Below are 21,164 nucleotides of genomic sequence, written 5' to 3' on the forward strand. Positions count from 1 at the left end.
CGTTGACAAGGGAGCGATTGCGCCATGATCAAAGCTATTTTCAGTGACATTGACGGAACCCTGCTGAATTCGCGGCATCAGATTACACCGGAGACCAAAACGGCCATACAGAAGGTGAAGGACCGGGATATTCCGTTTGTCCTCGTTTCGGCCCGGATGCCAAGCGGTATTCTTTCTCTGCAGCAAGAGCTTGAAATCAATGCGCCCGTTATTTGCTACAGCGGCGCTCTTGTTCTGGGCGGAAGCGACAGCGGGGGCCAAAGGGAAACCCTTCACAGCGTCGGAATGGGCAAGAACAGCGTCGATCTCATGCGCGGCATTGTAAGTACGGGTTTTCCGGGCATCAGCTTCAGTCTGTACAGCCATGACCAGTGGATTGTCGGCTACCGCTACGACCCGTGGGTCATCCAGGAGCAGGAGATTATTAAGGTCGATCCGATTGAAAGAGAGCTATCTGCATATATTGAAGAAGATCATGAGATTCACAAAATATTATGCATGGGAAATCCGCAGGAGATTAACTGGCTGGCGGAAACACTGAAAAGAGTAGTTCCAGGCGTCAGCATCTATAAATCCAAAGACACCTACCTCGAAATCATGGATGAAATGGTGTCCAAATCGTATGCAATCCGTGAGCTGGAAGAGGTGCTTCATATCTCTAACCGTGAGCTGATGGCAATCGGCGACAATTATAACGACATCGACATGATCCTGTACGCGGGACTGGGGATTGCAATGGGGAATGCGCCGGAGGAAGTGAAGCGGATTGCCGATACGGTCACTTTAAGCAATGACGAGGACGGCTTGAAGGACGGAATTGAGAGATTTGTTTTATCCTCGGGCCGCTTGTAAGGTTAGGAAAATAGCAGTATTTATTTAACAATTATTCTATTATTCGATATTTTATTACTTTTTTTAATAGTTATAAATAATCATTTACTCTCACAATTTCTACAAGGATAATATAGATGTGAAAAAAATAGTTCCGAAACTATTATTTTATTATTCGAAAGGAGTTGTAATGTAAAGTGAAATTATTCACCACTAAAAAATTTAAGACTTTTGTAGTTAGTTCATTAATGTGTTTTACTTTAGCCCCTTCTATTGTTAGCGCTCACAGTTATGTAGGGGGGATTGCTTCAATCTCTGATGTCACATCTGCACAATCGGCCATTTATACCCCGGCTACATATCCAACAATTAACACCTCACCATCGGGATCACAATTTTCAAGTTCTTGGGTGATGGTTTCTGAGCAATACAGCAGTACCCCTGGCGACTTATTTCAGGTAGGTTGGGCTCATGAGCCTGAAATATCATATGTAACATATCCTCTTTACTTTGTAGCATCAATAGTTAATGGACACTATTCCGAAGTTCGTGCTCAGGTTGGCCCGGCAAAAGGAAGCACTCATACTTATAAAGCGTATATTTCTGGAAGTAACTGGGTAGGAATGGTTGACAACACCTCCATTGGTACATTACCCGTTTCAGGAGTCTCGCCTGATACAGTTCAATATTGTGCAGAGATTAGTGATGATCCAATGTACACTCCTTTCATTGGCACTAATTCCGACCGAATGAAATTCTCCAGTGTTCGATATACTAAATCTGGAAGTAGTACACTTCTTAAACCAAGCTTAGGTTGGGTAAATCAAACAGGTTCAGGACTATACAAGGACGATTATGATTCGAGTGGATATTTCACAACATGGAATGCATCATATTAAATTGAAAGGGTGATACTATTGAAATCAAGAAGAAGATTAATTATTGGTGGGATTATTTCAACTTTTCTTTTATGTTCATCTGGAATCGCCATTGCTGCCAACTCTGATTTACTTTCATCAAAAACCGATGAGGACCAATTTCTGTTACAGCCGAATAGCTTAGAAGAAAGTAAAGTAACTGTTTCTGATGCGACGTATAACACTCCAGTAACTTTTTTTGATGTCACAACACCAGACAATGTTGAAACAAAACTTAATAAAGCAAGCTTAAAGACTTTAGGAATCAAGCTTGACAAACCAACTTCGGGAAAAGCTATACTATCCGAAAAATCGGCTATAGAAAAGGCTGAAAGCAACCAGCAAAAGTTTGCTTCCGAAGCAAAAGATGTTTCTTCGGAACTTCAACTCTTGACATACCCCTATTTGAATGCATTTTCCGAATCTGCTTTAAGCAAAAATCCAAAACTAAAAGCTGAAGGATTTTTAAATCAGACACCCGTCTATATTGTCACCTTTAAGGGTATAAATGGTGTCGGTCATGCTGCAGTAGGAGATAAAGTCCCCACATACAATGAATATAATGTAGTTATTGATGCTGTTAGTGGTGAAGTTTTATTTTCATTCACATATCAATAATGATTGGAAAAATTAGCTATAGATTGCTCAACTTAGTTCTTCTAAAGGTAAACTTGTTAGCGATCAACGCGCTGACGACTGTAGCTGGCCTTGACGTGTCTACCTCCATCATTTCCCGGTTCAATCTCTTATTAATATGCCCATAACATAAGCGCCTTATAGTAGAATCAAGACCTTCATCATAAAAAAGGTGGCTGAGCCGATGGGAATTCATGCGTATTTCCGGTCTCTGGGCGGGCTTGAGCGGATAATCCGCTGTCCGGGGAAATTCAAATTCGAGGAACACAGTGTCGCGGCCCATTCGTGGAAAGTAGTACAGTATGCCAAGACGCTGGCGGATATCGAGGAACAGCACGGTGTGAAGATCGACTGGAAGAAGCTTTACGAGATTACGAGCAGCCATGATTATGGCGAAATTTTTATTGGGGACATCAAAACGCCGGTTAAACATTCCTCCCCGCAGCTTCGGGCGCTGATGCAGCAGGTGGAAGAGGGGATGGTACACCATTTTATCGAAGAAAACATCCCGCTCGAATTCAAAAGCATCTTCTACAACCAACTGCGCGAGGGCAAGGATGATTCGGTGGAAGGGCGCATTCTTGAAGTCGCCGACAAGCTGGATCAGGTGTACGAGGCGTTCGCCGAGCTGCAAAAGGGCAATACGGAGAAGGAATTTATTACGATGTACCGCAGCGCCCTGATGAAGATCAAGGATATCCCGCTGCACTGCGTCGGTTATTTTCTCGACCGCATCCTGCCGGATCTCGTAAACGAAGAAACGATGTCTCCCGTCGACATCAGACGGATAACGGAAGAAGCATTGGCCAATTAGTATCAGATGAAACCGGTGAATTTTAAGCAGAGAGGGCCTAACACGCGGTTAGGCTCTCTTTACTCTGTTCTAAAGCATTTTCTCCATGATCATCACGTCGATCGGCTTACTGTCAATGACCCCTTGTTTTTCGAAGACACCTACCTCGCGGTAACCCATTTTCCGGTATAACCCTTGGCCCATCTGATTAAAGGGGAAGGTAAACAGCACGATTTTGTAAAAAGAGGATGCTTTCGCTGTATGCTCCAAGGCTTGAAGAAGGGAACTTCCGACGCCCTGTCCGCGGGATTCGCGTTCAATATAAATGGAGAGGTCGGCAACACCGCTATAAGCGCAGCGGTGGGAATACGGATTAAGGGCAGCCCAGCCGACAACCGCGCTGTCCCTTTCAGCTACCAGGACGGTGTAACGGCCCTGATGTTCCTGTAACCAAGCTTCCATGTAGGCCGTATCTTTGGTTTCCGTTTCCAGTGTCGCAATGCGGTCTTCAATCCCCTGATTATAGATGCGAAGAATATTCGCGATATCTTTTGAAGCTGCTTCCCGAATCGTAACGGTCGACTCCATAAGCATTCTCCTATCGGTATCATTATTTTTTGGTTGCTTTAATGACGGCGGAGACCAGATAATCCTGCACATTGGCACCGGGAACCCAATCTTTAATGAAGGTTCTGGATTCATCCTTCGGTTCGATGGAAATGCCGGTAAAACCGCTTTGCCGCAGCATGGATTCGAGATTCATGATCGGCGAGGCTCCCGAAATACACCCTGTGTATAGTTCGTCTATATTGTCCGTGATTTCCGGCGGGAGTTCCGCCGTGGCCACGACGTCGGAAATAGCAAGCCGGCCGCCGGGCTTTAGGACCCGGAACGCTTCATGGAATACCTGCTGCTTATCAGGGGAAAGGTTAATCACGCAGTTCGAGATAATAACATCAACGGATTGATCGGCAAGCGGAAGGTGCTCAATTTCACCGAGCCGGAATTCGGTATTGGCGAACCGGCCTTTGTCGGCAGTGTTCCGGGCGCGGCTGATCATCTCTGGAGTCATATCGACGCCGATGACCTTGCCGCTGTCTCCAACCTGGCGGGAAGCGAGGAAGCAATCAAAGCCTCCGCCGCTGCCGAGATCGAGTACCGTTTCACTGGCCTTTAGCTCAGCAATCGCTTGAGGATTGCCGCAGCCGAGTCCCAAATTGGCGCCTTCCGGTACGGCGGACAACTCATCATTGGAATAGCCAAGTCTGGCGGAGATCGCATCATAGTCGGTTGGACCGCCGCAGCAGCTGCTAGAGCTTCCGGCAGAACTGCAGGAAGATGGCGCCTCTGCCTTTTTTACCGCGACCTGTTGGTACCGGCTTCTAACCTTCTGACGAATTTGGTCATGGGTAAGTTTGTTCATCATAATCTCTCCTTGTATATGAAATTATACTTGCAAAATGCAATTATAAAAACTGGGAGTATCACCCGGTGACCGGTGCGCAGCATCGGCTTGATTTCCCCATAGCTTCATTAAAAAGCTGTACCGAACGCAGGACCGTTTCTTTTTCAAACTCGGTCATATAGGAGAAGACTTCATCCAGATAACTGTTCATTTGCTGATCAATGGTCGCGGCAATCCTTTTTCCTTCCTCAGTCAGAGACAGGGTGAACACTCTGCGGTCGCTTGGGTCCGGCGTTTTTTTGACAAGATCCATTTTGATCAGGGATTGCACCTGCCGGCTAAAGGTGGTAACATCCGTTCCCAGCGTCTCCGCAACCTGCTGCATAGAAGGATTGTTCCGGCGTTCCACTTCGTGGAGCAGATGGCTTTGAGCCAGTGACAGGTTGCTTCCGCCTACGCTGCAGCAGTCTTTATTCAGCAAACCCAGGCGTCTGGTCATGATTTGGAACAATTCGCGTGCATTTTCCATTAGCTTCACCTCATAGATTAGTTATATCGCAAATATTTGCAAAGTGCAAGTATAGTTTTCTGCTTTTCTCAGCGCCGGTATCTAGGCTCATGGTATAATTGTATAAGTAAATCATTGCACGAGGCAGAATGCGAGGGTGATCATTATATTTTTTACATTAAGAGATATTAGAGACCTCTGTGGAGAAACCTTTTATAAACGGGGCATGTCCTATTATAAGGCTGGACGTGTTAATAAACTGACATTTCATGAGAATGAGAATAGTTATACGGCCCAGGTCAAGGGGAGCATATCATATAAGGTGCAAATTAATATTGATAGTGAAGGAGATATGGAAGTAGATTGTACCTGTCCCGCCTACGAAGACTATGGCTGCTGCAAACATGCGGCGGCGACACTGATTGCGATCAACACGCTTCAGCAAAAGGGTTCAACCGGCGGCAAGCACCAAAATTCAGCGCAATCCGCTCTTTTTTCTGCTGTCCCGGCCCAAGCTCCAGCGACGGGTTCGAAGCTTGTTCAGGCCAAAACCGTGGCCAAACCTTCTTATCGACAGGCAGAACAGTTCATCTCCTTATTCAATGGGACGCCTGTAGATATGGGCAAGGATATTAACATGATATCCTCTGGCCGTGAACAGCTGCAGTTTGAGTTTATAATTAAAGTCCAGAACACGCCGAGCAGTATAGGTTTGTCCCTTGAAATGAGAATGGGGCTCAAGCGTCTCTACGTCGTTTCCAAAATCAAACAGTTCCTTGAGTGCATGGAGCAGCGCAAACCCATGTATTTTACAAGCCAGTTCACCTTTGATCAGGAAAAGCAGTGTATAAATGATGCGGATATCGAGTTCCTAAGTGTTCTGGTTCTTATGAAGAATACCGAGAAAATCTATAAAAGAACGGGCGTCGGTTATTATAGTTATCCTGGAACACCGGACGGGAGAGCCATGGTTATTTCTCCTCTGGCATGGGACAAGCTAAAACCGCTTTTTTCCAAAGTAAATGCCGTACTTGAGGGAACTGGACATCCGGGAGCGCGGGTAGAATTACTAAATGAAGCTCCTCCACTCAGCTTTTCGATCGGCAAAGGCGGAACGGAAGGGTATGCCCTGACGGTCTCCGGCTTGGATAAGCTGCTGCTGCTTCCGGATCATTCCTGCCTTATATCGGATGGACGAATCTATAATCAGGACGCAACTAACATAGACCGAATTGCGCAATTACAGCAGAATTTCTCCGCCTCCAAACGGATGGATCTATCTCCTCTGCAAATGGAGCCGTTGGTTCAACGAGTCCTGCCCGCCTTGAGGTTAATGGGAACCGTTAAAGTAAAAAAAGAGGTCAAGGAAAGAATAGTCGAACCTGAACTTGAGCCCAAACTTTTTCTGGACTATGAGAATGGCGAATTAACCGCCCGGGTTGAATTTCATTATGATGCCATCCTGATCAATCCTTTAATTAAAGATCAAGCCTTCATAGAAAATAACAACATTATTCTGGTAAGAAATTTGCAGCTGGAAGACCATATCATTGACGTTATGGACCAGTCATCTATGCGCAGGAAGGAAGAGCTGTGGGCTGCCGGAAGCGAGTCCGGAATTTATGAAGCGCTTTATGAACTGATTCCTTTATTGGAGGACAGTACCGCCATATTTTTGACCCAAGCCGTACAAAATCTTGTTCAGGAGCGTAAGCCCTATCCCAAAGTCAGCGCCGATTTAAGTGAAGGACTTGACTGGCTCAATATCTCGTTCGAGCTGGAGGGATTGGATGAGAAGGAAATCATTCGTGTGATGCAGGCAATCGTTGAGAAAAAGAAATATATCCGGCTTCGCAGTGGCGCTTTTTTATCTCTTGAAGAGGAGTATTTCAATGATTTTCGCATGGTGGCAGACCATCTGAATATTGGCAAAAAAGACCTTCGGGCAGCGACGATACGATTCCCCTCTGTACATGCGCTTCAGCTCCCGGAGCGGGAGAAATCATCTAAACATTTAAAATGGGGCAAGTCGCTTCGGCTTTTTCTGGAACAGCTAAAGGAGCCGGAAAATATGGACTTCGAGCTCCCTGTCCACATGGCGTCCGTTCTCCGCGATTATCAGGTAAGAGGCTTTCAATGGATGAAGACACTATCAAGGTTCCGGTTCGGAGGGATTCTGGCTGATGATATGGGCCTCGGAAAAACCATTCAGAGTATCGCCTACATCTGCTCCGAGCTTGCCGAGATCTCAGACCAATCCCGGATTTTGATCATCTGTCCAGCCTCGCTGACGTATAATTGGGCCAATGAATTTGCGCGGTTTGCTCCAGAGGTCAGAGTTCTTGTAGCGGCCGGGCAAAAGGCGGAGCGAAGCGAATTGCTGGAAGGAATGGAAGAGGCCGACGTGGTTATCACCTCTTATCCGCTTTTGCGAAGAGATATTGAACTTTACTCCGGTAAAACATTCCATGCGCTGATCCTGGATGAGGCACAGGCGATCAAGAATGCGGCTTCCCAAACGGCTCAGGCTGTAAAGTCCATCACAGCGGCGAGAAAATTTGCTTTAACAGGAACGCCTATTGAGAATTCACTGGATGAACTGGGCGCTATTTTCAGTGTGGTCTTCCCGCTCTTGTTCTCCGGCAGAAAAGCTTTTAAAGAACTCCCGGTAGAGCGCATTTCCGCTATCGTGTCTCCTTTTATTTTGCGGCGGCTGAAAAAAGAGGTACTGGAGGAATTGCCCGACCGTATTGAGACGGTGCAGCGTACCGAACTGCTGGACGAGCAGAAAAAAATCTATCTCGCCTACTTGTCCAAGCATCGGGAGGAGACGGAACAAGACTTGCAGGCCGAGGGCTTCCAGAAGAGCCGCATGAAAATATTGGCGGGCATCACGCGTTTGCGGCAGATTTGTTGTCATCCGGCACTTTTTATCGAGAACTATGAGGGGGGTTCCGGCAAACTTGAACAGCTGCTGGAGACAGTGAAGGAATGCCAGGCTTCCGGAAAAAGGATGCTTGTATTTTCTCAATTTTCAAGCATGCTGAAATTGATTCGGCAAAGCTTGGAGGCTGCCGGTATCCTGCCATTTTACCTTGATGGCGCAACACCTGCGGGGGAGCGCGTGGAAATGTGCCGGCATTTTAACGAAGGCGAAGGGGATGCCTTTCTAATTTCACTTAAGGCTGGCGGAACCGGACTTAATCTGACGGGCGCTGATACCGTTATCCTGTATGATTTATGGTGGAACCCTGCGGTGGAGGAACAAGCGATTGGACGTGCGCATCGTATGGGACAACGAAGTGTAGTTCAGGTCATACGCATGGTAACGGAAGGCTCAATAGAGGAGAAGATTCTGGAGCTGCAGCAGCGTAAGAAAGATTTAATTGAGGAAGTCATTGAAGCGGGAGAGAACTCCGTCAGCAGATTGTCCGAACAGGATATCCGTGAAATGCTATACATAAACGGACCGGTACGCTGGGAGTGTTGATCCCGGATATTTCCAATCTCACCTCAGCCCTTCCGGCCAAGAGGTGCGGGAACAATATTACAAGCCGAATGTGCCATAGGCCTTTTGCGAATACATGTCAAGGCAAACCAGGCATAGCATGAATTCGGACTGGAAGCAGGTCATCACGCATTGTGCGTTAACACCTGCTTCTTTTTGTTAATTATCATAAACCATTTTTCTATATTGCGATGGAGAATAGTGCTTGTACTCTCTAAATTTACGAATAAAATAGCTGAAGTTTTCAAAACCCACCATCAAGGAAATCTCTAATACTTTTAACTCGCTATTTTTTAGCAGTCTCGCTGCTTTTTCACAACGGTATTCATTAATATACGTAACTGGATTTTTCCCTACAGCTATTTGAAAGTATTTTGAGAAATAATTTTTATTCATTCCTACAAGCGAAGCTAAGTCCTCAAGAAAAATTTTATCATTGTAATGTTCCTCAATATATAGGATCACTTTTTTGATTTTTTCTTGTTTGACTTTTGTATGAAGTCGATTTTCCAGGAAGAGTTTTCTTTCATATAAAAGATCGATGACTTGAAGGAGAATCACTTTAATACGCAAGGATGAGAGCTTGTTTTCCCCCTTTTTTATGTCAATGATATTTCGTAACTTTCCTGATAACTCCTCTTTTGATTCCTTATCTAAATGTATGGCACAAGGAAATTGCAAGGCTCCCGAGGTAATCGGCTTGATAATAGCTTGCTGGCATATGTCTGGATATTCAAAATTCAATAACTGGGGATGAAAAACAATAGCATGATGAATGGATGGACCGCTTGAGGTAACTTGATGCAAGTCTCCAGAATTGATAAAAACAAAATCTCCTTTGGAAACATATATAATTTCTGAATTGATCGTCACCTCCATTTCTCCCTCTTCAACATAAATAAATTCTAATTCTTCATGCCAGTGATACCCTACATAATAATCGGTTTTACGTACCTTACTGTATATATGCAACGGAAAAGACGGAGTGCCATGAATAGAATTTTCTTTTAAAGATGATTTCATTCTTATTTTCTCCTTAAAAGTGAGAATAGTGTTATAAATTTTGAAAATGTGCAAGAAAGAACTGCTAACATTCATTATACTGAAGACGTTTCCAATTGACAAAAAGGAGAGCAAAAATGAAAGAGATTCAAAAAAAATGGTGGCACAAAAGTGTTATTTATCAAATATATCCCCGTAGCTTCTACGACAGTAATGGCGATGGAGTTGGCGATTTACAAGGCATCATTCAAAAGTTAGACTATGTAAAATTATTAGGCGCCGACGTCATTTGGCTAAGTCCCGTTTATGATTCTCCCAACGTAGACAATGGCTACGATATTAGTGATTATTACTCCATCTTATCGGAATTTGGAACCATGGAAGATATGAATAAATTGTTATTAGAAAGCAGCAAGCGCGGCATTAAAATTATTATGGATCTTGTTGTCAACCATACCTCAGACCAGCATCCGTGGTTTATAGAAGCAAAAAAATCAAAAGACAATCCGTACAGAAATTATTATATTTGGCGCGATCCGGTTAACGGCAAAGAACCCAACGAACTGAAATCGAATTTCGGTGGTTCAGCGTGGCAATTTGATGAAACAACCAACCAATACTATTTGCATTTTTACAGCAAAGAACAGCCCGACTTGGACTGGGAAAACAAAAAAATGCGTAGCAGCATCTGGGATATGATTAACTTTTGGATTAACAAGGGAATCGGCGGCTTCCGTATGGATGTGATTGATTTGATTGGAAAAGATCCCGATAAACAAATAAAAGAAAACGGGCCTAAACTTCATGATTATTTGCAGGAAATGAATCGAAAAACGTTTGGAACCAAAGATTTGTTAACGGTTGGAGAAGCGTGGGGCGCGACAACTGAAGACGGGAAACTGTACTCTGACCCCAAACGCAAGGAATTGAGCATGATCTTTCAGTTTGAACATATTCAGCTAGATAAAATTCCGGGCAAACAAAGATGGGATTTGAAAAAGCTAGAGCTCAATGAACTAAAGCAAGTGTTAAGCAAGTGGCAATATGCTTTAAACGAAGAGGGTTGGAACAGCTTATTTTGGAACAATCACGACCTGCCCCGCATTGTATCGAGATGGGGGAATGACCGTGAATATAGGGTGGAGTCTGCCAAAATGTTGGCCACTTTATTACATGGAATGAAAGGAACCCCCTATATCTACCAGGGAGAAGAAATCGGCATGACAAATGCTGCTTTTGAGTCCATAGAAGATTATATGGATATTGAAACTCAAAATATTTATAAAGAACGAAAAGCAGCCGGTTTTAGCGAAGAAGACATCATGGAATCGCTCTATATGAAAGCAAGAGACAATGCCAGAACCCCAATGCAATGGTCGAATGCAAAAAATGCAGGATTTTCTTCAGGAAAACCATGGATGAAGCTTAATCCCAATTATCCTTCTGTTAATGTAGAAAGCGCTTTATATGATTCGGATTCTGTTTTTTATCATTATCAAAAATTAATCAAGATTCGTAAACAAAATTACACACTTATTTATGGGACCTATCGTCTTCTTGATTCGGAACCCAATATTTATGCTTACGAACGGATACTCGAAAACAAAAAGCTGCTTATTGTATGCAATTTTTACGAACCGGAAGCCACTTTTTCTTACTCTCCCGAAAGTCATTCAGCCGTAAACATTTTAATCAGCAACTACAGCCACTCGAGCAGCGATTTAAAAAACATCACATTGCGTCCGTATGAAGCCATTATATATGAAATCATCTGAAAGAGGGATCAGAATAATGACTAACCACAAATTCGAACGAGCTTCACAGCAAATTCTAGCTGCCGTTGGCGGATCTGAGAACATTATCAGTGCTGCGCATTGCGCGACCCGCCTTCGGTTGGTGTTAAAAGACGAATCCATTGTCAAGACAGAAGAACTGTCAAATATTGATCTTGTAAAAGGCCACTTCAGCAATGGAGGACAATATCAGGTTATTATCGGTGCTGGTACGGTCAATGAAGTGTACCACGCTTTTGTTGAATTAGCAGGTATTAAAGAATCTAGTAAAGATGAGGTTAAAAAAGAAGCCGACAATAAAATGAATGTGGTCCAAAGGCTGGTGAAATTGTTGTCCGACGTATTTGTCCCGATTATCCCGGCACTGGTAGCCGCCGGTTTATTGATGGGTATCAACAACGTTCTGACATCCAGCGGATTATTTTTCAAAGATAGGTCTTTAGTTGATGTGTACCCGAACATAACCGATCTTGCGAACATGATCAATGTGTTTGCTAATGCAGCGTTTGTGTTCCTGCCGATATTAATAGGATTCTCCGCAACAAAAATGTTCGGAGGAAACCCTTATTTAGGAGCTGTCATGGGAATGATCATGGTGCACCCGGATCTTTTAAATGCATATGGATACGGGCAAGCTATTTTGAATAATAAAGTGCCGGTATGGAATGTTTTTGGACTTGAAATTGAAAAAGTGGGCTATCAAGGAACCGTGTTTCCTGTTTTAGCTGCTTCATTTATCCTGGCGCGAGTCGAGAAAAATTTACGTAAGATTGTTCCGTCTTTTCTTGATAACTTATTAACTCCGTTATTAACGGTATTTATCACAAGCTTTCTTACGTTTACTGTAGTTGGCGGTATAATGAGATCTGCCGGGAATCTTTTGGCTGATGGAATGGTTTGGCTGTATGATACACTTGGTTTCTTTGGAGGAGCCGTTTTTGGGTTGATTTTATCTCCTTTGACATTAACGGGTATGCACCATAGTCTTCTTCCGATTGACATTCAGTTAATTGCTGCTGGCGGTTCGTTTTTACTGGCACTTGTTTCATGCAATAATGTTGCCCAGGGAGGCGCGACATTTGCGGCCATGCTGCTGACAAAAGACGAAAAAATGAAAAGCATTGCGGTTTCTTCCGGAATTTCCGCCCTGCTTGGCATTACGGAACCCGCGATGTTTGGCGTTAACCTGAAAATGAAATATCCATTTTATGCCGCTATGATCGGTTCAGCTTTTGGATGTGCCTTTGTAGCATTCAATCACATTTTAAACGCAGCCCCCGGACCTGCTGGACTGATCGGGTTTGTCAGTATTCAAGCTGGCAGTGTGCTGAACTTTTTAATTGCCGTCTTGATTTCTTTTGTATCGGGATTTGTAATAACGATCATTTTGTCAAAATCAAAAAAACTGAATACAGAATTAAAGCCGGTGAATAAAATCGCTTCTTAAGCATTGCGATTTTTGCCAGCCAGTTAACCGCATCTTCCCTATGCTGAAAAAACTGCAACTCGTACGGGAACTCGTCGATGGTGCCGACAATCCGGTTTAAGCTTGATTTGGCGACGACTTTCTCCGCCCCAATGACGGCGCAGTATTGGATGTCCGAGGCCCGCTTCACCCAGTTTTGGGAAACCAGTCTTCTCGGCTTGAGGGGATTCATAATAAACCATAGCTCTCATGCTCCATTGTTCATCTTTTAATATGTAAACTTCGGCAGCGAGGGTGTCCAGGGAGACTCGGGTCACCAGCCATACCGCATGACCTGTGTTCCTTGGACACCGCCCCCTGACGAGACTTATGGCAATTTGATCACCTCCCGGAAATTGATGCAATTTGCCGCCGTCAGCGAGACCGCCCAGATCAATGGTGGCGAATCCGATTTTATCGTTCATACGAGTGACTTCAGCCTTGGCGGCGGCATCGTCGCCGGAGATGAAGATGACGCGGCGTCCGACAATTTGTGGGTCAGAGCTGAGCACAGCGGGAGTCAGTGTATTGAATCCTTTGACCACCCTTGCGCCGGGAACAAGATCCGATACCACCTCGCTTGATGTTTTTCCTCCAAGATCAGCCACGATGAATTCAGGAGTAATAATCGGGTTCATCGCATCGATCACGATACGTCCGTTCCATTCGGGCAAATCGGCAACCGCTTCTTTCAGATGCTTCCAAGGCAGGGCAATAAACACAATATCGGCGGCTGCGGCTTCCCGAACGGTAACGGCTTTGCTCTTGCCCCCGAGTTTGGCTACCAGCGGAGCAAGCGATTCCGGTCCGCGGCTGTTGCTTAAGAAAACCTCATAACCTGCTTTAACGACTTGTTTGGCAAAGGCTTGCCCGATTTCACCGGCACCAATAATTCCAATAGACATATAAATTCTCCTCTCAAATTTGGGTTTTGGTTTTCAAGCTTGGACCAAGAATCAGACTGTGGTTCCGCCGTCTACATTAATGGTTGCGCCGGTTACGAAGGCGGCTCCCGGTGTAGCCAGATAAGCTACCATGTCGGCGATTTCCGCGCCCGTACCGTAACGGCCGACCGGAATCATGCCGGAGACAACCGGGGCGTAAGGACCGTCGGCCGGATTCATATCGGTGTCGGTCGGTCCCGGCTGCACGTTGTTAACGGTAATGCCTTGCGGAGCCAGATCGCGTGCGAGGCCCCGGGTAAGTCCGGCGACAGCCGCCTTGGACATCACATAGAGGCTGTTGCCCGGAAACGGATTGAAGTCGGCGTTGATGCTGCCGATATTGACGATGCGTCCGCCTTCGCCCATTTGAGGAGCTGCCGCTTGCACTGCTGCGAACACGGCGCGGACGTTGACGGCAACCATGCGATCGAATTCTTCGATGGCAAATTGATCATAGGGCTTCAAGTTTGCGAGTCCGGCATTGTTAACCAGAATGTGAATGCCGCCAAAAGCTTTTACCGTTTCGGCAACGGCGCCTTTCACAGCGATGGCGTCTGCGCTGTCGGCGCGAAGGGCCAGCGCGCGTCCGCCGGACGCTTCAATTTCTTTTACCAATTCTTCCGCTTTTTGCTGCGCGCTGGCGTAGGTGAAAGCTACTGCCGCGCCGTCATTTGCCAGACGTTTTACGATGGCTGCTCCAATGCCTCGGGACCCTCCAGTTACCAGTGCCACTTTTCCAGATAAAGAATTTGTTGTTGTTGTCATCATAAAAACCTCCTCAAGTTTTTGTTTTGAAACGTTCGGTTCAAAACTATGTGCTAACTATAACCTTAGGGAAAATGAATTGTCAAGAGGGAAAATAAAAAAAGTGAGAAAATAAAAAAACATTCATCAAGGGAACGTGCATCCCCACCGATTGTTCAATGGGGGTATGTTCCAATGATGAATGTTTTTAGAGACAAGCAGGGGATAGTGGATATGACTGCTTATGATGGCCAAGCCTTCATCGTAAGCTCAATCACATCCTGTAATTCGTCGCGGGTTGAGCCATCCGCAGCCCGAATGGACATGCCTTCGGAGATGGTCATGATATAGCGGGCAAGCGCCGCCGGGTTAGAGCCGGCAGGCAGGTCGCCGGCAGACTCCGCTTGTTCAAAGCGATGGCGCAAAGCCATTTCCGTCTCCACCCGGCGCGACGTAAGCTCTTGGCGAATCATGTCCGCGTCTTCTCCGCAAGCAATGGCTCCGCGAATGGTCAGACAACCCTTCGGGTAAGAAGGATTTGTTACGAAGTCGGCAGTAACATTCAAGAGCTTTTCGACAACGGCGCGGGCCGTCGGCTCGTTAAAAGCCGCGCTTGTCAGCTTCGGCGGACCTTCAAAGTAAAGATCAAGCGCCTGGTTAAATAGTTGTTCCTTGCTGCCAAAAGTGGCATAGAGGCTTGACCGGTTAATCTTCATCGCTTCGGTTAAATCCGAAAGGGAGGCGCCTTCATAACCTTTTTCCCAAAACACCTGAAGCGCACTCTTCAACGCCTCGGTATTATCGAAGGTGCGCGGCCGTCCTGTTGCCATATGAATTCCTCCTTATTGGATGCGGATGGACTCCGCTTATCATTCTGGAACGTTCGGTACATATATGGAAAATATCATTTTGCATGATTGATGTCAAGTATTCCCGCCAGAGCGTGCTGTATGTAAGTAATGGCTGGCAAAAGCCGTGCAATTACTCTGCAAATGCCCTGGATGAAATGCCGGTTCTTTTTGTTGGCGAAAAAAGGTTGACAGTACAGGAACGAATGCATTAAGGTTCACTTATAAACCGAACGTTTCGAAAATAATTTGAAGGAGTGAATGATCATGACAACATCTGCAAAAGCATGCGATGGTTAGTGGAACCAGCATCACGATGTATGCCGCTGCAATTGGAATTCTGATCGGGATACTTATCTCTCTAACTATAAAAAAACATCGTCTCAAGTAATACATGCCCCTGAAACGAACGTGGGACAGTTAACCAGTGAGTAAACCTGCTGTCCGGTTTCGTTGTACATCTGCGGGAGATGCCGCCGAAGTGCCGGGTTATGCTTAATGGAAATAATATGATATGTTAGTGACATCAAAGACAACATATCTATAGAAAGGCTTAAACACCATGCCTGAGAATAAACATGATGCAATGGCGGCCCGCACCAAAGAGCTAATCAAGGAAACCTTCGTCCGTTTAGTTGAGAAAGAGGGCTTCGGCGGGGTGTCTGTCCGGAATTTAACTGCAAGTGCAGGGATAAATCGAGGAACATTTTATCTCCACTACAAAGATAAATATGATTTAATGGAACAAATTCAAACGGAGATTCTGGATGGCTTGCAGAAGGTCATGGTAGTGGATATCTCTTCGGTTGAGCTTCAGCAAACCTATTTAGATGAACAGCCCTATGCTCCATTCGTTTGCATATTCCAATATCTGCATGAGCATGGGGGCTTAATCCGATTGCTGTTAGGTCCCAAAGGAGAATCCGGCTTCCCGGGCAAAATGAAAGAGGTGGTGAGCGAAAGCTTCTATAAGAAGCTGTTCAACCACCATACTTTTGAAAATAACCCTTCGATCCCGAAAGAATATTTGACCGCTTTCTCGGTATCCGTATTTCTTGGTGTCACGGAGGAGTGGTTAAACCAGAACCCGCCTTATTCCCCGGAACAAATAGCCGTAATTTATATCAAATTACTCTTCTTTCAGCCTTTTAGATAAATCACCCCTTGCGGCAGAGCGGCGGTCAAGCTCAACTAATCATGAGCCCGGCCGCCATCTGCCGCAAGGGGAGGAATTGTCTTCTTTCACGCCATTACTGCCGCCAATCCAAGTTAATCAATACTTTCCCCCGGATTTTTCCTGCCTGACTTTTGTTGTGAATCAGCGCCAGATCGTCAAGCTTTACTCTTTCGGTAATTACGGGCTTAATTCGCCCTTCGTCTACCAATGCGGCAATTTGCGTAAGCTGTCCGGCATTGCGCCCCACAAACATTCGGATCGTCTGGACACCCGAACGATTGGCAAGTTCAGCGTCCGCCGGACTTGTGGTCGATACAAAAATCCCCCCCTCTTTCAGCAAGGGCAGCCACTTATTCAATTCCGCCGGGCCTTCCGGAGCAAGATTGAGAATCAGGTCCAGCTTTTCGCTTACTTTTTCCTCCACAGCCTCATGCTTATAGTCAATAATCTGATCGATCCCAAGCCCTTGGAGAAGCGGGAAGCTCGCTTCCGAAGCTGTGCCAATTACATGTGCACCCTTCCACTTGGCCAGTTGAACGCCATAAGATCCGACTCCGCCTGCGGCTGCGGTAATCAGTACACGCTGGCCTTCTTGAAGCTTGCCATGGTCGAACAATCCTTGCCAAGCCGTTAAAGCCCCCACAGGAATTGCGCCAGCATCTTGGAGATCAATACTCTTAGGAGCAAGAGCGGCATTTTCAGCTTTGGTCACGACATATTCGGCAGCGGCACCGTCTTTGGTCATATCCAGAAAGACAAAGACGGGATCACCCGGTTTAAAGTTTGTTACGGCCCCGCCGATGCTTTCAATGACGCCGGATGCTTCGACATTCGGGATATACGGCATCTGATGAGGAAAAATGTTCTTCAGCGCTCCCATTCGAATCGCTGCATCCACAGGATTAAATGCAGTCGCAACCACCTTGATTAATACTTCATCTTGGTCTATTTCAGGGATAGGAGTCACTTCATAACGAATAACCTCGGTGCCGCCATATTCATGAATTCTGACAGCTTTCATATCACCTTTTATTGTCATTTTGAATACCTCTCAGTCTTTTTTAATGCAAGCATTAATGAACAACGCGTTGATCATTTGTATGAATCTATCTTACTCTCTGATTATCTTCAAAACAATCAACAATACTCTTTGAAATGTTCAGTGGAAGCTCGTCGGTTCTTGATGCCGGGAATGCGGCCATTAAGGTGTATGCAGGAAAGGTCAATGGAAAATAGACCGCTCGGACAAGCCATTTGTGGGGCCTTTCCTTCTTGATATTAAGTGAGTATGCTATAATTGTTGGCAAGATTGCATACGGGATAGAAGATGAAGCGTCATGAACCATGTTCAAGATCTGTATAAATTAATCTTCGAAATTTGATTGTTCTGACTTTTTCAGCGGCCTCCGAATGCGGGAGGTCTTTTTTTCAAATTCGCGAGACATGATTGCAATGGACAATAGGGGAGTCGTTGGAAGGTGCAGAAAATGAACGGAACACAAACGCTCAGCCGCGCGCTGGATATCCTGTTCGCCTTGGCGGAAGCCGGCGATACGCTTACGGTCAGCGAGATTGCCGAGAAGGTCTCGATACCGGAGAGCAGCACGTACCGGTTTCTCCAGACGCTGGAGCAGAACGGAATAGTGGAGAGAAGGGGAAGAAGCCGGATCGCCCTGGGACTGCGGATTCTGGATCTGGCAAGAAGCCTCAACCTTCAGTTTCAGCGTGACCTGCTGCCCCTGGCGCTGCCGATTATGGAAGAGTTGACGGAGAAGGTGCAGGAAACGTCGGTGCTGTTCGTGCGGACCGGCAATCATGCCGTATGCATCCAGAATGTCAAAAGCAACAGCCTGATCCAGTTCTCCATCGAGAATGGACGCATTCTGCCGCTGCATTTGGGCGCTTCAGGCAAATGTATCCTTGCTTTTGAGAGCGACAAGGTCGCTCAGCGGATTTTTCAGACTATTGAGGATGCCGGGGACATAGCGCGTCTGAAAGCGGAGCTGGAAGCGGCCCGGGCTGACCATTATATCATCACCAAAGGCGAGGTGGACCCCGATGTATTCGCCATTGCTGCCCCGATTACGGACGGTCACGCCCATGCGGTAGCCAGCCTGTCCGTGGCCGGTCCAAGCTTCCGCTGCAGCCCGGAGCGGGAAGGAGTTATCATTGAGGCGGTGAAGCTGGCTGCGGCCGAATTGTCGCGGCGGATGGGGGCTGAATATTAATATTTTAAATTCCGACGAAAATACTAGAATTAATAGTTGACAAAATCATGTAATGAATAATAATATTGAAATGTGGATTTCGATTATCACATATTAATAATTAATCCTTGATCATGAATGAATTATTCGTATCAAGCCAAATTCCCAGACGCTTATCACAAGCATCTCATGGTGTTTGTGATTTATCTTCACCCTAATTCATATTATATTGATTTGAATACTACATATTTGTGAGGTGTTCTACAGCTATGAAATCCATCCTGCCTCTTCGTCTGAACATCCCGGGAACCGGGCGATGTTGACGCTCCAACCTTCACCGGCAAGCGGCACATTCTGCTTTCGACATTTTATTTTGAAGGCGGTGACCCGGATTGATTGACGGAATACTCGAATATCTGTCCAAGAATCACGACGTCTATCTTAAAGCCGTACTGACGCACATCGGCATCAGTCTTGCGGTTGTAACCATTGGCATACTGATCGCTGTTCCACTCGGGGTACTGTGCGCCAAGTTTTTGAAGCTGTCCCAGCCGGTCCAGGGACTGTTTAACATTTTTCGTCTGATTCCGAGCCTCGCCGTTCTCGTCGTGATGATGCCGGTGCTCGGAACAGGGCTGGCTCCCGCCATATTTGCGTTGACGCTGCTTGCTTTTCCGGCGATTTTGATCAACACGAGCATTGGCTTCACGGGGATCAATCCTTCGGTTATCGAGGCGGCCAAAGGGATGGGGATGAGCCCGCGCAGGATTCTGTTCACGGTTGAATTTCCGCTTGCTTTTCCCATGATTATCACGGGAATACGAACGGCTGCGGTGGAAGTGATTGCGAGCGCAACATTGGCCGCTTACATCGGCTCCGGCGGTCTTGGGGAGCTGATCATCATCGGGCTCCGGCTGCCGAGTAAAGCCATTTTACTTGTCGGGGGGTTGTCGGTAGCGATCCTGTCCATAGCGGCGGACGTAATTCTAGCCATTACCCAGAAGAGACTTACGCGACATTTGTGGCTGAACTGAGATTGGGCGGCTGCAAGATTGAAAGGCTGGAAAGTTTGCTATATAAGATGAACTTGAAAAATGGCATCAGGGTAAGGAGCAACGAAGGGGAAGTTTGGAACTGTAGGAGCGATAGCGATCGCCTTTGTCTCCGGATTTCATCCGCAGAGAGCGGTATAAATCAAGAAATCTGGAGACAACAGCGGCCGGAAGTCCAAACATTCCTCGTAGTTACGACTGATATCTGATGGAAAAATCTTAAGTTCAGCTTATATAGGGCAGAACTGATAAATATTTTTAGTTGGGGAGAGAAAATCCATATGAAAAAATCCTTAAAGTCCATATTCACCACTTCGTTGCTGGCCATTATCGTCCTTTCTGCATTGCTCTCGCTCGCCGGCTGCTCCAAGGGAAGCGCAAGCGGCCCAGAAATTACGGTAGGCTCCAAAGACTTCACGGAGTCGCTCGTTCTTGCGGAAATTTATGCAAAGGCGCTTGAAGACAACGGATTTTCGGTGAAGAGAGAATTTAATATCAGCGGGCAAGGGCCTCACGAGGCGCTGCTGAAAGGCAGCATCGATTTATACCCGGAATACACCGGAACGGCGTTAACGGTTATTTTGAAGGAACCGGCATTGTTTGACGCCAAGGAAGTGTACGACACGGTTGCAGCCGAATACAAAGACAAGTTCAAGCTCGATCTGCTCGATCAGGCCAATATCAATGACTCGCAAGGTCTGGTTATCACCAAGAAAGCAGCGGATCAATTCGGCATCAAGACGATTTCCGATCTGCAGAAGAATGCGGACAAAATCAGATATGCCTCCAACGGTTCGTTTGATCAACGCGAGGATGGACTGATCGGCCTGAAAAAAGTCTACGGAGAGTTCAACTTCAAATCTTCAAAGGTCTATGACGACGGCATCAAGTATCAGGTGCTTAAAAATGACGAGGCCGATCTGGCCGTGGCCTACACGACAGAGGGCTCGCTGGTCGATCCGCAGTTCGTCGTGCTGGATGATGACAAACATCTGTGGCCTCCTTATTATGTAGCGCCGGTGGTCAGAGAGAGCGTAGTACAGGATTCGCCGAAGGTGGCGACCATCCTGAATGCCGTGTCGGCAAAGCTTGACAACCCTACGATTATCAAGCTCAACGCCGCCGTCGATATCGACAAAAAAGAGTATGAAGAAGTCGCGGGCGACTATTTCGAGACCATCAAAGCCGATGTGAAAGCGGCAGCGGACAAATAAGATTACGAACCCAATAGGAAATGAAAACCACGTATCGTTCGGGTAGTGGTTTTCATTTTTTCTTGGTGGAAAGGGGTTGATCTTCAGTGAGCAGGATAGCGCTTGAATTTAAAAATATAA

19 protein-coding genes are annotated in these 21,164 nt (G+C 46.1%); 11 read left to right on the forward strand and 8 right to left on the reverse strand.

Annotated elements, in window-relative coordinates; translation table 11 throughout:
* Positions 1-24: 24 nt before the first annotated feature.
* The 4 genes from PDUR_RS07810 to PDUR_RS07820 all read left to right on the forward strand — a co-directional run bounded on the left by PDUR_RS07810 (position 25) and on the right by PDUR_RS07820 (position 3,198).
* Positions 25-852: a Cof-type HAD-IIB family hydrolase gene (locus tag PDUR_RS07810; RefSeq protein ID WP_042205780.1), complete on the forward strand. Its 828-nt coding sequence runs from the start codon at positions 25-27 to the stop codon at positions 850-852.
* A 176-nt stretch (positions 853-1,028) separates the two neighbouring features.
* Positions 1,029-1,730 carry a hypothetical protein gene (locus PDUR_RS28655; RefSeq protein ID WP_156130365.1) on the forward strand — a complete coding sequence of 234 codons (702 nt, stop codon included), beginning with the start codon at positions 1,029-1,031 and terminating at the stop codon, positions 1,728-1,730.
* 18 nt (positions 1,731-1,748) lie between these two features.
* A complete protein-coding gene (locus tag PDUR_RS07815) occupies positions 1,749-2,366 on the forward strand; it encodes a PepSY domain-containing protein (protein ID WP_042205781.1) in 618 nt (205 codons plus the stop codon).
* 202 nt (positions 2,367-2,568) lie between these two features.
* Positions 2,569-3,198, forward strand: a complete 630-nt coding sequence (locus PDUR_RS07820) for a YfbR-like 5'-deoxynucleotidase (protein ID WP_042205782.1) — start codon at positions 2,569-2,571, stop codon at positions 3,196-3,198.
* A gap of 69 nt (positions 3,199-3,267) precedes the next feature.
* On the opposite strand, the gene PDUR_RS07825 is transcribed toward PDUR_RS07820, so the two are convergent.
* The 3 genes from PDUR_RS07825 to PDUR_RS07835 all read right to left on the reverse strand — a co-directional run bounded on the left by PDUR_RS07825 (position 3,268) and on the right by PDUR_RS07835 (position 5,111).
* The gene (locus PDUR_RS07825; RefSeq protein WP_042205783.1) at positions 3,268-3,765 is read right to left on the reverse strand and encodes an arsinothricin resistance N-acetyltransferase ArsN1 family A; all 498 of its coding nucleotides are present in this window, start codon (positions 3,763-3,765) and stop codon (positions 3,268-3,270) included.
* A gap of 22 nt (positions 3,766-3,787) precedes the next feature.
* Positions 3,788-4,600, reverse strand: coding sequence for an arsenite methyltransferase (locus tag PDUR_RS07830; protein WP_042205784.1), 813 nt, complete (start codon positions 4,598-4,600; stop codon positions 3,788-3,790).
* Positions 4,601-4,661: 61 nt separating this feature from the next.
* Positions 4,662-5,111 carry a MarR family winged helix-turn-helix transcriptional regulator gene (locus PDUR_RS07835; protein WP_042205785.1) on the reverse strand — a complete coding sequence of 150 codons (450 nt, stop codon included), beginning with the start codon at positions 5,109-5,111 and terminating at the stop codon, positions 4,662-4,664.
* A 301-nt stretch (positions 5,112-5,412) separates the two neighbouring features.
* Between PDUR_RS07835 and PDUR_RS07840 the strand changes: the two genes are divergently transcribed.
* Complete coding sequence (locus tag PDUR_RS07840; RefSeq protein ID WP_233277500.1) at positions 5,413-8,580, forward strand: DEAD/DEAH box helicase; 3,168 nt, start codon at positions 5,413-5,415, stop codon at positions 8,578-8,580.
* A gap of 177 nt (positions 8,581-8,757) precedes the next feature.
* Here PDUR_RS07840 and PDUR_RS07845 read toward each other — a convergent pair whose 3' ends face one another.
* Positions 8,758-9,621 (reverse strand): AraC family transcriptional regulator, encoded by an 864-nt coding sequence (locus tag PDUR_RS07845; RefSeq protein ID WP_042205786.1) that lies wholly within the window; start codon positions 9,619-9,621, stop codon positions 8,758-8,760.
* Between the two features lie 116 nt (positions 9,622-9,737).
* Here PDUR_RS07845 and PDUR_RS07850 point away from each other — a divergent pair, with 116 nt between their 5' ends.
* Together PDUR_RS07850 and PDUR_RS07855 are read left to right on the forward strand one after the other, a co-directional pair.
* A complete protein-coding gene (locus PDUR_RS07850) occupies positions 9,738-11,375 on the forward strand; it encodes a glycoside hydrolase family 13 protein (RefSeq protein WP_330217249.1) in 1,638 nt (545 codons plus the stop codon).
* 16 nt (positions 11,376-11,391) lie between these two features.
* On the forward strand, positions 11,392-12,840 hold the full coding sequence (locus tag PDUR_RS07855) for a sucrose-specific PTS transporter subunit IIBC (protein WP_042205787.1): 1,449 nt from the start codon (positions 11,392-11,394) through the stop codon (positions 12,838-12,840).
* 38 nt (positions 12,841-12,878) lie between these two features.
* Here PDUR_RS07855 and PDUR_RS07860 read toward each other — a convergent pair whose 3' ends face one another.
* From PDUR_RS07860 to PDUR_RS07870, 3 genes are all read right to left on the reverse strand, one after another.
* Positions 12,879-13,763: an NADPH-dependent F420 reductase gene (locus PDUR_RS07860; RefSeq protein WP_081949437.1), complete on the reverse strand. Its 885-nt coding sequence runs from the start codon at positions 13,761-13,763 to the stop codon at positions 12,879-12,881.
* 51 nt (positions 13,764-13,814) lie between these two features.
* A complete protein-coding gene (locus PDUR_RS07865) occupies positions 13,815-14,570 on the reverse strand; it encodes a 3-oxoacyl-ACP reductase family protein (protein WP_218918445.1) in 756 nt (251 codons plus the stop codon).
* Between the two features lie 218 nt (positions 14,571-14,788).
* Positions 14,789-15,376, reverse strand: coding sequence for a TetR/AcrR family transcriptional regulator (locus PDUR_RS07870; RefSeq protein ID WP_042205789.1), 588 nt, complete (start codon positions 15,374-15,376; stop codon positions 14,789-14,791).
* A gap of 580 nt (positions 15,377-15,956) precedes the next feature.
* Between PDUR_RS07870 and PDUR_RS07875 the strand changes: the two genes are divergently transcribed.
* The gene (locus tag PDUR_RS07875; protein ID WP_042205790.1) at positions 15,957-16,550 is read left to right on the forward strand and encodes a TetR/AcrR family transcriptional regulator; all 594 of its coding nucleotides are present in this window, start codon (positions 15,957-15,959) and stop codon (positions 16,548-16,550) included.
* A 94-nt stretch (positions 16,551-16,644) separates the two neighbouring features.
* Here the strand turns inward: PDUR_RS07875 and PDUR_RS07880 are convergent, their stop codons facing one another.
* Positions 16,645-17,610 carry an NADP-dependent oxidoreductase gene (locus PDUR_RS07880; protein WP_052410118.1) on the reverse strand — a complete coding sequence of 322 codons (966 nt, stop codon included), beginning with the start codon at positions 17,608-17,610 and terminating at the stop codon, positions 16,645-16,647.
* Positions 17,611-18,058: 448 nt separating this feature from the next.
* Here PDUR_RS07880 and PDUR_RS07885 point away from each other — a divergent pair, with 448 nt between their 5' ends.
* The 3 genes from PDUR_RS07885 (at position 18,059) to PDUR_RS07895 (ending at position 21,044) form a co-directional block, all read left to right on the forward strand.
* The gene (locus PDUR_RS07885; RefSeq protein WP_042205791.1) at positions 18,059-18,799 is read left to right on the forward strand and encodes an IclR family transcriptional regulator; all 741 of its coding nucleotides are present in this window, start codon (positions 18,059-18,061) and stop codon (positions 18,797-18,799) included.
* A gap of 371 nt (positions 18,800-19,170) precedes the next feature.
* Entirely contained in the window at positions 19,171-19,812 is a 642-nt protein-coding gene (locus tag PDUR_RS07890) for an ABC transporter permease (protein WP_042205792.1), read from the forward strand.
* Between the two features lie 299 nt (positions 19,813-20,111).
* A complete protein-coding gene (locus PDUR_RS07895; RefSeq protein ID WP_042205793.1) occupies positions 20,112-21,044 on the forward strand; it encodes a glycine betaine ABC transporter substrate-binding protein in 933 nt (310 codons plus the stop codon).
* The last annotated feature ends 120 nt before the right edge of the window (positions 21,045-21,164 follow it).

This window comes from Paenibacillus durus (assembly GCF_000756615.1).
Lineage (GTDB): Bacteria > Bacillota > Bacilli > Paenibacillales > Paenibacillaceae > Paenibacillus_AQ > Paenibacillus_AQ durus.